Origin of the sequence: Janthinobacterium sp. AD80 (assembly GCF_002878455.1) — a bacterium.
GTDB lineage: Bacteria > Pseudomonadota > Gammaproteobacteria > Burkholderiales > Burkholderiaceae_D > Janthinobacterium.
In genome coordinates, this window is the sequence record NZ_NRDQ01000147.1 from 1 (window position 1) to 12,706 (window position 12,706).

10 protein-coding genes, 1 pseudogene and 1 riboswitch are annotated in these 12,706 nt (G+C 64.3%); of the genes and pseudogenes, 5 read left to right on the top strand and 6 right to left on the bottom strand.

Annotated elements, in window-relative coordinates:
- Positions 1 to 11: 11 nt before the first annotated feature.
- From JaAD80_RS23080 to JaAD80_RS23100, 5 genes are all read right to left on the bottom strand, one after another.
- Complete coding sequence (locus tag JaAD80_RS23080) at positions 12 to 1,100, bottom strand: nitroreductase family protein (RefSeq protein ID WP_258003139.1); 1,089 nt, start codon at positions 1,098 to 1,100, stop codon at positions 12 to 14.
- Between the two features lie 11 nt (positions 1,101 to 1,111).
- Positions 1,112 to 1,981: a ThiF family adenylyltransferase gene (locus tag JaAD80_RS23085; protein WP_102297893.1), complete on the bottom strand. Its 870-nt coding sequence runs from the start codon at positions 1,979 to 1,981 to the stop codon at positions 1,112 to 1,114.
- Between the two features lie 84 nt (positions 1,982 to 2,065).
- Complete coding sequence (locus JaAD80_RS23090; protein ID WP_102297896.1) at positions 2,066 to 3,637, bottom strand: methyl-accepting chemotaxis protein; 1,572 nt, start codon at positions 3,635 to 3,637, stop codon at positions 2,066 to 2,068.
- 119 nt (positions 3,638 to 3,756) lie between these two features.
- The gene (locus JaAD80_RS23095; protein WP_102297899.1) at positions 3,757 to 3,954 is read right to left on the bottom strand and encodes a hypothetical protein; all 198 of its coding nucleotides are present in this window, start codon (positions 3,952 to 3,954) and stop codon (positions 3,757 to 3,759) included.
- Positions 3,955 to 4,050: 96 nt separating this feature from the next.
- On the bottom strand, positions 4,051 to 6,894 hold the full coding sequence (locus JaAD80_RS23100) for a pitrilysin family protein (protein WP_102297902.1): 2,844 nt from the start codon (positions 6,892 to 6,894) through the stop codon (positions 4,051 to 4,053).
- Positions 6,895 to 7,078: 184 nt separating this feature from the next.
- Positions 7,079 to 7,229, top strand: a riboswitch (FMN riboswitch).
- A gap of 94 nt (positions 7,230 to 7,323) precedes the next feature.
- On the opposite strand from JaAD80_RS23100, the gene ribB reads away from it, so the two are divergent.
- Entirely contained in the window at positions 7,324 to 7,971 is a 648-nt protein-coding gene (gene ribB / locus JaAD80_RS23105) for a 3,4-dihydroxy-2-butanone-4-phosphate synthase (protein WP_102297904.1), read from the top strand.
- 4 nt (positions 7,972 to 7,975) lie between these two features.
- Here the strand turns inward: ribB and JaAD80_RS23110 are convergent, their stop codons facing one another.
- Positions 7,976 to 9,346, bottom strand: a complete 1,371-nt coding sequence (locus tag JaAD80_RS23110) for an MFS transporter (protein WP_102297906.1) — start codon at positions 9,344 to 9,346, stop codon at positions 7,976 to 7,978.
- Between the two features lie 120 nt (positions 9,347 to 9,466).
- Between JaAD80_RS23110 and JaAD80_RS23115 the strand changes: the two genes are divergently transcribed.
- From JaAD80_RS23115 to JaAD80_RS23130, 4 genes and pseudogenes are all read left to right on the top strand, one after another.
- Entirely contained in the window at positions 9,467 to 10,342 is an 876-nt protein-coding gene (locus JaAD80_RS23115; RefSeq protein ID WP_102297908.1) for a LysR family transcriptional regulator, read from the top strand.
- Between the two features lie 69 nt (positions 10,343 to 10,411).
- Entirely contained in the window at positions 10,412 to 11,227 is an 816-nt protein-coding gene (locus JaAD80_RS23120) for an ABC transporter permease (RefSeq protein WP_180979550.1), read from the top strand.
- A gap of 52 nt (positions 11,228 to 11,279) precedes the next feature.
- Positions 11,280 to 12,290: an MlaD family protein gene (locus tag JaAD80_RS23125; protein WP_102297912.1), complete on the top strand. Its 1,011-nt coding sequence runs from the start codon at positions 11,280 to 11,282 to the stop codon at positions 12,288 to 12,290.
- Positions 12,287 to 12,706 (top strand): annotated as a pseudogene (locus JaAD80_RS23130) (hypothetical protein); the annotation flags it as partial. The gene JaAD80_RS23125 and the pseudogene JaAD80_RS23130, both read left to right, overlap by 4 nt.

The following is a 12,706-nucleotide window of genomic DNA, read 5'->3' on the forward strand; positions in this document are numbered from 1 at the left end:
GTTGCCGCCAGTTATTGCGGTGCGGCCGGCGCCACCAGCAAGTCTTGCAGGGGCCGGCGCAGCGAGCGCGCCTGCGGCGCCGGTCCCGCGCCCAAGCGGCCGAGAAACACGGCCCGGTCAAACGCCGTGGCCCCCAGCACGGCCTGGCATTGCACCGCCAGCTCCTGCGCCAGTTCCTGCATGCCATCGGTGCGTGAAAAAGTGCGCCGCTCGCGCACATAGCGGGCAAAGATCAGCGGCGTCAGCTCCGGCTGCATTTGCAGGCCCAGCTGCGTGGCCGTCAGCCAGAAGCGCTGCATGGCGCGCCCCGCCGCCACGTAGTCGTCCGTACTGCGCGGCGGCGCATCGGCCAGCAAGACAAAATGCGCGGCGCAATAGAGACCGGGCAGCAAGTCCATCTGCAGCCGGGGTGCCACGGTTCCCGCCAGCCAGGTATTGAAGAAATCCACGCGGCGCCAGCTTTGCATGACCCAGCGCATCAGCCGCGCCGTCATGGGATCGACGCCCAAGGCCTGGTCGGGGATACGGTCGGCGCTGAAGCGCGCCCCCCACTCGATCACGTCGCGGTGCACCTTGTGCGCTTCAGGCATGGTCAGGCGCAGGCGCGCGTTGTCGAACATCAGGCGGGCGCAGGCCAGGCGCGCGCGCCAGCCCTCGAACCACTGCACGCTGTAGCCTGGCGGCAAACACGCGGCCAGCGCGGCTTTTTCGCTGGCGCGCAGGCTGCGCGTACTGAGCCGGCGCCGCTGCACGCTGCGGCGCGGCAAGAAAGCTGCCAGCGCATCGGGCGGCATGCCAGGGCTGTCGATGAGGTGCACGTCAAACGTGGGCAAGGTCTCGGGCATGGCCGTGCGCCGCCGCGCTTCCATGCGCAAGCCGTGGCCGCTGGCCGCCAGCGCCATGCTTTCCAGCAAAGCGCCCAGCGACAGCTGGCTGGGGTGGCCGTCCAGGTCATACACGCAATGGCTGCGCGTATCAAAACCATGCACGACCACATGGCGCGGCGTAATGATTTCAAAACGCCACGGCTGCGTGTTGTCGCCGCTGGGAGCCCAGCGCGCCTGCTCAAGGATATTCTCCAGCACGGGATCGATCTGCATGGACTGCGCCATTATGCCCCCTGCGCGGCGCGGCGCCGCTTGATGAGGGCCATCGCCAGCCGTTGCAGCGGATGGCGGTTGCCGCCCGGACGCCAGGTATGCACGAGCTTGTTGCGGTAGGCATCGAAATGCATGCCGTGCGGCGCCGCCATCACCTTGCCGCGTTTCAATAGAATCTTCAACGCCTCGGTGGCGGCCGCACCCGCGCACAGCTGGCAGCCCATGATGGTCGATGGCCCGCGCCGCTCCTTCAGGTTGATGGCGGACGGGTCGACCAGATACGGGCCGTGCAGGCCGGCCGGCGCCAGCCCGACGAGGAAGCGCAGGGCTTTTTCTTCTTCCGGCAAGTCGCCCCAGCCAAAGTATTCCTCGAACGTCATGCCGCCCGGCATGAAGCTGAGCACGGCCGTGCCCATGCCCAGCGGCGCGGCCGTGATGGCGGGGATGCCCAGGCGCGCGCAGCCGGCAAATGTGGCCTGGCGCGCGGGAAAGGCGAAGAAATCGAGGCCATCCACGTACAGATCGACGCCGTCAAAGAACTCGGCCAGGTTGCTGTCGTGTACGCCATCGGGGAATTGCCTGATGTCCAGCTCGGGGTTGATATCACGCGCCATCCGCGCCAGCACGGCCGCCTTCGGCTGGCCCAAGGTGGACACCATGGCGCCGGCCTGGCGGTTGAAATTGGCGATGTCGAAGGTATCGAAATCGGCGATGTGGAAGGCACCGATGCCCAGCCGGGCCAGGGTCAGCAGATGTACGCCACCCACGCCGCCCATGCCGGCGATGGCCACGCGCTTGCCGCGCAAGCTGTCCTGCTCCGCTTGCGTGACCCAGCCCAGGTTGCGGGCGAATGCCGCGTGATAGGAAAAACCGTCTGTCATGCTCACCTCTTCTATGCGTCCACGGCGGACGAAGAAATTTGGACAGGTGAGCGAGGCGTAAGTTCCCGCCCTGACAGAAAAAAGCTAGCGCGCCAGGCGGCGCGGCGTTGCCGCCAATGCCGGCGCCGGCGCCGACGCGCCCACCTTGAACACGCTGACGATCTGCGCCAGCCCTGCCGCCTGCTCGTTCATCGCCTGGGCCGCCGCCGATGCCTGCTCGACCAGGGCCGAGTTTTGCTGCGTCATGTTGTCCATCTCGACGATGGCCTGGTTGATCTGCTCGATGCCGGCGCTCTGCTCGGCGCTGGCAGAGGAAATCTCGGCCACGATATCGGTGACATGCTGCACGCTGGCAACGACCTTTTCCATCGTCTCGCCCGCCAGCGCCACCAGTTTCTCGCCGGCGCCCACTTGCTCGGCGGAACTGTCGATCAGCAGCTTGATCTCCTTGGCGGCCGCAGCCGAGCGTTGCGCCAGGTTGCGCACTTCGCTGGCCACGACGGCGAAGCCTCGCCCCTGTTCCCCCGCGCGTGCCGCTTCCACGGCCGCGTTCAAGGCCAGGATATTCGTCTGGAAGGCGATGCCATCGATGACGGCGATGATGTCGCCGATCTTTTTCGACGAGGCATTGATGGCGCCCATGGTCTCGACCACCTGGCCCACCACGCCACCCGCCTGGCTGGCCACTTGCGAGGCGGAAATAGCCAGCTGATTGGCCTGGCGCGCATTGTCCGCATTCTGCCGCACGGTCGAGGTCATTTCTTCCATGGTCGAAGCCGTTTCCTCCAGCGAACCGGCCTGCTGCTCCGTGCGCGCCGACAAATCATGGTTGCCGGAAGCGATCTCGCCCGATGCCGTGGAAATCGATTCCGCGTCGGTGCGCACCTGGCTCACCAGGTGCGCCAGGTTGTCGCGCATGGCCCTGATGGCCATCAGCAGGCTGGACGTGTCGCCCGGGCGCGTCTCGATGTGCGTGGTCAGGTCGCCCTTGGCGATTTGCGCGACGATGGCGGCAGCGTAGTCGGGCTCGCCACCGAGCTGGCCCAGGATGCGGCGCAGCATCAGGGCCGCCAGGCCGCCCACCACCAGCATCAGCGCACCGCCGATGGCCAGCAGCACGCCCGCCTGGGCCCAGAACTTGTGGTTGATGTCATCGATATACGTGCCCGTGCCGACCAGCCAGTCCCACGGCGCAAATTTCACCACCGCATACATCTTTGCCACAGGGTCCTTCACGCCGGGACGCGTGCCGTCCGCCTGCACCAGGCCGATGCGGCTGTTGGCCAGCGCCGCACGGTAGCGGTCGCCCGACTGCTTCATGTTCTTTTGCGGCGTGCCGATGCGCGACGCATTCGGGTGCACGTACAGCAAGTCCGTGCTGAAATCGCGCACGAAATAATACATTTCGTCCTTGACGAAACTGCCGATGGCCAGCTTGGCTTGCTGCTGCGCCTGCTCACGCGTGAGCTTGCCGGACTGTTCCAGCGCGTACGCCTTTTCCACCGAGGCATTGGCCAGTTCCACCAGCACCGTCAATTGCTCGACCCGCTCGGCCATCATGGTCTGGCGCAGGGAATACAGGGAAAACGAGGCGATCAGGACGATGCCCAGCAAGGTGCTGAAACACAACAAAAGAATGCGCGAACGAAGAGTCATGGAAACCTGGAGTGAGTGAGAATAAATTGCCCGATGGAAATCTTTTCAGAAAAGCAAAACGGGCGGCGCTACCGGGCTGTGCCCGGCAGGCACCGCCCGCTGTGAGTCTTGCTTGAAGATCAGGCCAAGGCTTCCTTGGCCGCCTCTTCCGGCGTCAAGCCGTCATAGAACTGGTCGGTAAACCACTCGACCTGCCCTTCGATATGGTCTTGCGCCTGCGCCACGGTGGCGCCACCGGCCACGAGGAAGCCTTCGACCTCGATACACCAGTTGATCAATTCCAGGGTTTCCGGATCGAGTTCTTCTTTCTTAGCCATCGTGCATTCCTTGCTTGTTAAATTGCGATATCACATCAATAAGCGGCAGTTTAACAGCTTCGTCGCCCTGCCGCCCCCGCACGTCAACAATAAAGGTTACTTTGCCGCAACATTTTTGCGCTCCGGATACAGCACCACTTGCACATAGTTATCCATGTTCAGGTAGCGCTGCGCCGCCTGTTTGACGGCTTGCGGCGTGATGGCGCGCACGCGCTGCTCGAAACGCAGGATGTGCGCGGGGTCGCGGCCCTGCGTCACGGAACCCATCAGCTGGCTCATCCAGTAGCGGTTTTCGCGCAGCGACTTTTGCTGGCGCGTGATCCAGTTCAGCTTGACCTTTTCCAGGTCGGCCGCCGACGGCCCGTCCGTCTTCATCTTGTTGATTTCGGCAAACGCGGCGGCGATCACCTTGTCCACGTTTTCCGGCCCCGTCGGCAAGTTCAGCGCCACCGAGTAATGGCCGTACGGATGCTGGCCCATGGCCGTCTGGAAACCACCGCCATAGATCATGCTCATCTTTTCGCGCAGCACTTCGATGACCTTCAGGTTCAGCACTTCGCCCAGCGCCTGCAGGGTCAGCTTCTGCTCGTCCGAATAGGCCACGTCGCCATTGAAGGTGATGGAAATCGTGCTTTTGGGCTCGCTGCCCATGTAGACATCCTTCTTCACCACCCCGCTTACCGGACGCATGCCCACGTCGCGGTAGGCGTGCGCCACTTCGCCCACGGGCAAGGTGCCCAGGTAGCTGGCGATCAGCGGCTTGATCTTGTCGAGCTCGAAGCTGCCTGCAAAAATGAAGGTCATGTCGCGCGCGCTGGAGAAGCGCTGCTGAAAAATATCGAGCGCCTTGTCCAGGCTCACCTTGTCGAAATCGGCCGCGCGCGGCACGCCTTCGACACGGGGATTGTCGCCGAATGTGGCGTGCTGAACGGCATCGTAAAACACGGCTTCCGGCTGCGCCATGCTGTTTTTCGCCAGATCCTGCTGCTTGCCGATGAAGGACTGGTACAGGCCCGCATCCTTGCGCACATCGTTGAAATACAGGTGTACCAGTTGCAGCATGGATTCCACGTCGGCGCTGCTAGACGAGCCGCCAAAGCCCTCGCTCAGCTCGCCCAGCGAGGCGCCCACGTTGACGGTCTTGCCGGCCAGGACTTTTTGCAGGTCCAGCGGCGCCAGGTCCTTCAAGCCCATGCTGCCGACGATGGCGCTGGCGTAGCGCGCGTTATAAATGTCCGCGTCGCCAAACAGCGACTGGCCGCCGAAACGGGTCGAACCCATCAGCACCTGGTCATTCTTGAAGTCCGTGGGCTTGAGCAAGACGCGCACGCCGTTGCCCAGGGTCAGTTCCGTCACGCCGATGGCGCTATTCAATTTTTCGGAAACGATGCTGCCGCCGGCAGGCGGGCCATCCATCAGCTTGCTGGCGAGGACTTTTTCCATGCGCGGCTCGATGGTCTGCTGCTCCGCCCTGGCGACCGCGTCGAGCAGCTGCTGCTGCGTCGGTACGCTTGAGGCCGTATCGCCGGCCTTCGGCTCGGCGCCCATGAAGACGACGAGTTTCTTTTGCTGGTCGGGAATCACCTTGGCGACCGTCTCATTAACCTCTTGCAAGGTTACTTGCGGCAACAGTTCCTGCGCATACAGCAGCTCGTTGGCGATGCCGGGGATGGCTTCCTGTTCCAGGAAGTTGCGCGAATACTCGGCCACGAAACCGGCCGAATCGGACTTGTCGCGCTCGCTATATGCACGCTCGTAGTTGCGCAGCATGTTCTTGCGCGCCCGGTCCAGCTCATCCTGGCTGAAACCGAAGCGGCGCGCCCGCTCATCTTCCTGCACCAGCGCATCGACAGCCGGCTGCACGCCGCCCTTGCCCAGCAAGGCATATGCGCTGAACGATTCATAGCCACGCACCAGCTTGCCCATGCTGCTGCCGCCCTGGATGAACGGCGGATTGGCTTGCTGCGACAATTCCTGCATGCGCGCGCTGAGCATCTGGCCATACAGGTTTTCGATCATCTGGCGGCGGTAGTCGGCAATGGTGACGGGTTCCTGCGCCGGGCGGATCGGGTAGCGGATGAATACGCTATCGTCCGCCGCTTCCTTGTCCGTGATCACCAGCGCTTCCGTCTGCGAGCGCTGCGGCACTTCCGCGTACACGCGCGGGCGCGGTTGCGCGGGGTTCTTCAGCTTGCCGAAATGCTGGCGTATCATCGCTTCGGCCTGCTTCGGTTCCACGTCTCCCACCACCATCACGGCCATCAGGTCGGGACGGTACCAGTCCTTGTAGAAACGCTTGATGGCTTCCGGCTTGAAGGTTTTCAGCACGGATTCCTTGCCGATCGGCATGCGTTCCGCATAGCGCGAACCGTTCAGCAGCTTCGGATACAGCACCTTGTTCATGCGGTCGCCGGCGCCCTTGCCCAGGCGCGCCTCTTCCAGCACGATGCCGCGCTCGCTGTTGATATCGGCCGGATTGAATTTCAAGCCGTGCGCCCAGTCTTCCAGCACCAGGAAGCCTTTTTCCAGGTTGCCCTTCTTGTTCGTCGGGATCGGCAGCACGTAAACGGTTTCATCGAAGCTCGTGTAAGCGTTCAGGTCGGCGCCGAATTTCACGCCGATCGATTGCAGGTACGAAATCAGTTCATTGCGCTTGAAATGCGTGGAGCCATTGAAGGCCATGTGTTCGGTGAAATGCGCCAGGCCTTGCTGGTCGTCATCTTCCAGGATGGAACCCGCCTTGACCACCAGGCGCAATTCCACTTTCTGCGCCGGACGGGCATTTTTCTTGATGTAATAGGTCAAGCCATTCGGCAATTTTCCGACGGTAACTTCTGGTGCCACTGGCAGGGGATCGCTCAAACGGATTTCCGCCTGGGCCATGCAGGCGCAAGCCAGCAGGACGGCGCCCGAGACCAGGCGTAATTTACTCAGCTTCATGTATTCTCTACGGTAAGATTCAGTAAGCGTACCTTACACCGAATTCCAGTTTCCGCCATTAAAAACAGCTTAGGAAAAACCGTTTTTCCCGGGCAACTTGCTCCTTTGCCGGACTGAAGCATCGCCTGCCGCTTTTTTTCATCTGTGCTAAAGTATTGCCGCCGGTCATGTGATCGGCACAACAATACGTCTTCGGGGCGGGGTGCGATTCCCCACCGGCGGTAAGACCGGCAACGGTCAAGCCCGCGAGCGCCTGTCAAGCATCGTTTGGCAGGGTCAGCAGATCCGGTGTGATTCCGGGGCCGACGGTATAGTCCGGATGAAAGAAGATGTGCAGTAGTGTGATGTCCCATCGCCACGGCGATGCGGCCAGTTGCGTCTATTCGCTTGCCCTGTTGCGTTTTTCGCTGATGCGAGGAGCGTTTCACCATGTTAGTCAACAGCTATACCCTGGTTTCCAACGACCTTGAAGGTCGCATTCAATCGGCCCTGGCCGCCATGCGCGCCGGCGTGCCCGTCATCCTGCTCGACGATTTCGACCGCGAAAACGAAGCTGACCTGATTCTGTCGGCCGAGAAACTCACGAATGAAACCATGGCCCTCCTGATCCGCGAATGCAGCGGCATCGTCTGCCTGTGCCTGCCAACGGACGTCGTCAGCGCGCTGGAATTGCCGCCCATGTCGCCGGACAACGGCAGCCGCTACGGCACGCCATTCACCGTCTCCATCGAAGCGCGCGACGGCGTCACCACGGGTGTGTCGGCCGCCGACAGGGTCACCACCATCCGCGCCGCCATCGCCCCGCACGCCAAGCCGGCCGACCTGGTGCGCCCTGGSCACGTCTTCCCCCTGCGCGCCGCGCCCGGCGGCGTGCTCGAGCGCCGTGGCCACACGGAAGGCTCGGTCGACCTGTCGCGCCTGGCGGGCCTGAACCCGGCCGCCGTGCTGTGCGAGCTGATGAATCCGGACGGCACCATGATGCGCGGCGACGCTATCGAACGCTTCGCCGAACTGCATGGCATGCCGATCCTGACCATCGAAGAACTGGTCGAATGGCGCAACAAGCACCAGCAGTAAGCCGTCAGGCGGCCAGCGCCTTCGGCACATGCACGTGGCGGTAGACAAGGCCAGCTGCCAGGCCATACGCGGCGGCGATCGTCGCGTAGGCCAGCGGCAAGCGCAGCGACCAGTCCGGCACCATGTGCAGGATGCTGCCGATCAGCGCCACGCCCACCAGCGCGCCAATTTGCCGGTTGGCATTCAGGGCCGCCGCCGCGCTGTTCGCATGCTGCTTGCCGGCCACGCGCATCACGGTGGCTGTCATGGCGGGAATGGCGATGCCGATGGCCACGTTCATGACGGCCGTGCCCAGCGCCAGCAAGACGTACGGCGTACTCGTGCGCAAGGCCATCAGCAGCAGGGCCATCACGGCGCCCACCAGCAAGCCGGCCAGCATCGGCAAGCGCGTGCCACAGCGGGCCGCGATATTTCCCGCCAGAAAATTCCCAACCGTATAGGCCGCCATCATGGGCAGCAGGCGCAAGCCCGACTGCAAGGCATCGGCGCCGCCCGCCTGCTGCAGGAACAGGCTGAGTAAAAACAGCTGGCCGAAGACGCAGAAATTGATCAGGAATCCCACGCCATTGGCCGCGCCAAAGCTGCTGCTGTGAAACAGTGCACGCGGCAACAGCGGATGGCTGCCGCTGCGCTCGCGCCGCAGCAGTTGCCCGGCCGACAGCACCGTCAAGGCCCCCGCCGCCAGCACACTCGGCGACAGCCAGCCCAGCACGGGCCCTTCGATCAAGGTAAAACTCAGACCCGCCAGCGCCGCCACGCCCAGCGCATGGCTGAACAGCGATAAATCGCGCGGCTGGCGCGCCGGCGCGGCCAAGAGCACTTGCGCCATGACGATGGCCAGCACGCCGATGGGGATATTCACCCAGAAGACGCTGCGCCAGCCGAACTGGTGCACGAGGATGCCGCCGATCAAGGGGCCGGAGGCGCCAGCCACGCCCACCAGCGCCGACCAGGCACCCAGCATGCGCGTGCGTACTTTTTCATCGTCGAAACTGTGCGTCAGCAAGCTCAGTGAGCTGGGCATGAACAGGGCCGCGCCCGCCCCTTGCAGCAGGCGCGCGGCCGTCAAAAAATGCCCGTCGGGCGCGGCGCCGCACAGGATGGAGCCCAGCAGGAATACCCCCAGGCCGCCCTGGTACACGGCTTTCGGCCCGTAGCGGTCGGCCAGCGCACCGCCGGCCAGCAGCAGCGCGGCAAACGTCAGGGTGTAGCCGTCGACCACCCACACGAGACCCGTGAGGGGGATGGCCAGGTCCAGCGCGATATCGGACAGGGCCACGTTGACGGCCGTGACGTCGATCATGGCCATGACGAAGCCGAACGCCAGGGTCAGCAGGATCAGGCCATTCGCGCGGCGCGGTGTAGGGACAGACATGATTTTTCCTTGGAGGGACAGCGGGGCAGCCATTATGCGAGCGTTGCACAATGCAGTAAACAGATATAAACTCGGCGCTATGATGCAAAAATGCATCAGCAACCACCAAGGAACGGAACGATGGACTGGGATAACGCGCGCATCTTTCTGGCCATTGGCCGGGCCGGCACCTTGCGCGGCGCGGCGGCCCTGCTGTGCATCGACCAGGCCACCTGCGGGCGCCGCCTGGCCGCGCTGGAAACGTCGCTGGGCGCCACCCTGTTCCTGCGCACGCCATCGGGCTACGTGCCCACGCCGGCCGGCGAGCTGGCGCTCAGCGCGGCCGAAGCCATGGAACGGGCCGCCGACAAGCTGCAGCGCGAAATGCAGGGCGTGGACAACCGTTTATGCGGCCTGGTGCGCGTGGCCACCACCGACACCATGGCCAGCCATTTCGTCATGCGCGCCATGCAGCGGCTGCACGCGGCCCATCCGGACATCCGCATCGTGCTCAACGTGGCGCCGGCGCTGGCCAGCCTGACGCGGCGCGAAGCCGACCTGGCCGTGCGCGGCGTACGTCCCACCGACCCGGACCTCATTTCCCGCCACCTGGTCAAGCGCAGCCTGGGCCTGTATGCCTCGAAAGCCTACCTGGCGCAGCGGGGCGAACCCGTGCGCGGCACGGCGCTGGCCGGACACGACATCGTCATCTACCACCATTCCGTCACGCCGCGCCATGCGGACAAGATCGCCGGCGAAGCTGTCGCCAACGCCAGGGTGGCCATGGAAGTGAACTCGGCCATGATGCTGCAGGAAGCCACGCGCGCGGGCCTGGGCGTGGCCGAACTGGCCACCCACCTGGCCGATCTCGATCCGCAGCTGGTGCGCATCTGGCCGGAACGGGCGGAAAGCTATGACGTGTGGCTGGTCATGCATGCGGACTTGAACCGCTCGGCGCGGGTGCGCGCGGCGGCCGACGCCATCATCGCCAGCGTGGCCGAGGTGGACCAGCAATAGCGCCGCCACGCACGGCTGCACGGCAGGACAATCGCTTGTGCCGAACGCATCCAATGTTAAGATGCCATGATGACCCTATCCGTCTCCCTCATCATCGGCCTGCGCCGCCTGCACCGGGCCACCATGGCCTGGCTGGGCAGCTGGTGGCGCCTCGTGCATTTCGCCATCCTGGTGTTTTCGTTGGCGCTGTCGCCATCGAGCTATAACCGCGACAACCGCCCCATCCTGGCGCACCGCCTGGTGTCGAACACGGCGCCCAACCTGGTGTGGTTCAGCGTCGCCTGTGCGCTCGTCAGCCTGGTGCTGATACGCATCGTCGTCGTCAGCGCGCAAAGCTATGGCCTGTCGCGCTATGCGCTGGAAATGGTGGTGCGCGTGCTGGTGCTGGAACTGATCCCGCTGACGGCCGCCCTGTTCGTCGCCCTGCGCCTGACCCTGCCCGACGGCATCGCCTTCGCGCAGATGCGCTCCAGTGGCGTGCTCGAGACCATGCAGCGCCAGGGCGTCGACCTGCTGCGCCGCGAGTATTTTCCCCGCGTGATGTCCGGCATTTTCGCCGTGTGGATGCTGGCCATCGTCAGCTGCGTCACTTCGCTGGTCCTCGCCTATCTCACCATCTACGGTTTTACGCCATGGGCGCTGCAAGGCTACACGCGGGTGGTGGGGCAGATCTTCAATCCCGCCGTGGCGCTGATCCTGATGCTCAAGGTGATCTTCTTCAGCTTTGCCGTGGCCCTGATTCCGCTCGCCTCTTCCTACTATCCGGAAGAGCTGAACAAGCGCCGCGGGCGCATCTGGGCCGCGCACGGCCTGTCCGAAATGCTGCGCCTGTTTTCCGTCATCCTGCTGATCGAAGTGGCCTCGCTGATGGGCAATTACTACTGATGCCCGCCCGACGCCAGCGATCCCGATTCCACCCATACCAGAGCCAGAAGCCATGAGCCAACCGCAAAATCCCGACCAGACCGACGTCACGGCGCCAGACGCCGTATTGCCCGCGCCGCCGCCCGTGCGCCACGCCGAACTCAAGGCCGCCATCCTGCTCGTCTTCATGTTCGTACTGGTGGTCGGCTCCGTCGTCTACCTGATGTATGCGCGCGGCGCCTTCGAAGCCACGCAAACGCTGGTGCTGACGACCGAGGATTCCGACGGCGTCGGCGTGGGCGCCGACCTGACCTTCTCCGGTTTTCCCATCGGCCGCGTGCAGCGCATCGAACTGGCGCCGGATGGCAAGGCGCGCGTCATCATCGACGTGCCGCGCAAAGATGCGCACTGGCTGCGCACCAGCTCCATCTTCACCCTGGAACGGGGCATCGTCGGCGGCGCCAAGCTGCGCGCCTACAGCGGCATCCTGACCGATCCGCAGTTGCCCGACGACGCCACGCGCGACCTGCTGGTGGGCGACATGGCGGCGGAAATCCCGCGCCTGCTGTCGGCGGCGAAGGATTTGCTCAACAACGTGGCCAGCCTGACGGGCAGCGATTCCGCGCTTGATGGCACCTTGCGCAATGTGCAGGCCGTGACGGGCAAACTGAGCGGCCCTGGCGGCGCCATGGGCCTGCTGACGGGCGACGACAAGCAGTCGCAATTGCTGGTCGAGCGGGCCAACGCCCTGCTGGCCACGGCCGACAAGCTGGCGCGCCGCACGGATGGCCTGGTGGCAAATGCGGACACGCGCGTGTTTGGCGAAAAGGGTGTCATGACGGATGCGCAGGCAACCATCGTGCAGCTGAACGCGCTGCTGGCCGACACGCGCAACAGCCTGAAAAAAGTCGACGCCGTGCTGGTCGAGGCGCAAGCCGTGGGCGCTAACGCCAAGGCGGCGACGGCCGACCTGGGCCCGCTGCGCGCCGACGTGGAAAGCAATCTGCGCAAGGTCGAGCAACTGGTCAATGAAATCAACCGCAAATGGCCGTTCAAGCGCAATCCGGAGATCACACTGCCATGAAAACACTGAATATCGTCCTGTCGGCCATGGCCATGGCTGCCCTCGCCGCCTGCTCCAGCGGCCCGCCCGTGCCGGACTGGAAGATGAACGCGCAAAGTTCGATCGAACGCTTTGAGGCGGCCTACCTGAATGGCAGCGCCCTGGTCGAACAGACGGAATTCCAGCGCGCGCGCGCGCAGGTCGGTTCCACCGGCAAGATCGATCTGATCGCGCGGGTCGAACTGCTGCGCTGCGCCACGCGCGTGGCCAGCCTGGTCTTCGAGGATTGCACGGGCTTCGAAGCGCTGCGCGCCGACGCCACGCCGGCCGACCGCGCGTATGCGGACTACCTGGCCGGCAAGGTGCAGCCAGCCGACATCGCCCTGCTGCCCGAAGCGCAGCGCGCGGTGGCGGCGGCAAGCTCCGACACCGCCGCA

Bases quoted from the DNA above. Each gene is read 5' to 3' on its own strand.
- JaAD80_RS23080 (WP_258003139.1), bottom strand. From the start codon at position 1,100: ATGCAGATCGATCCCGTGCTGGAGAATATCCTTGAGCAGGCGCGCTGG.
- JaAD80_RS23085 (WP_102297893.1), bottom strand. From the start codon at position 1,981: ATGACAGACGGTTTTTCCTATCACGCGGCATTCGCCCGCAACCTGGGC.
- JaAD80_RS23090 (WP_102297896.1), bottom strand. From the start codon at position 3,637: ATGACTCTTCGTTCGCGCATTCTTTTGTTGTGTTTCAGCACCTTGCTG.
- JaAD80_RS23095 (WP_102297899.1), bottom strand. From the start codon at position 3,954: ATGGCTAAGAAAGAAGAACTCGATCCGGAAACCCTGGAATTGATCAAC.
- JaAD80_RS23100 (WP_102297902.1), bottom strand. From the start codon at position 6,894: ATGAAGCTGAGTAAATTACGCCTGGTCTCGGGCGCCGTCCTGCTGGCT.
- JaAD80_RS23110 (WP_102297906.1), bottom strand. From the start codon at position 9,346: ATGTCTGTCCCTACACCGCGCCGCGCGAATGGCCTGATCCTGCTGACC.
- JaAD80_RS23115 (WP_102297908.1), top strand. From the start codon at position 9,467: ATGGACTGGGATAACGCGCGCATCTTTCTGGCCATTGGCCGGGCCGGC.
- JaAD80_RS23120 (WP_180979550.1), top strand. From the start codon at position 10,412: ATGACCCTATCCGTCTCCCTCATCATCGGCCTGCGCCGCCTGCACCGG.
- JaAD80_RS23125 (WP_102297912.1), top strand. From the start codon at position 11,280: ATGAGCCAACCGCAAAATCCCGACCAGACCGACGTCACGGCGCCAGAC.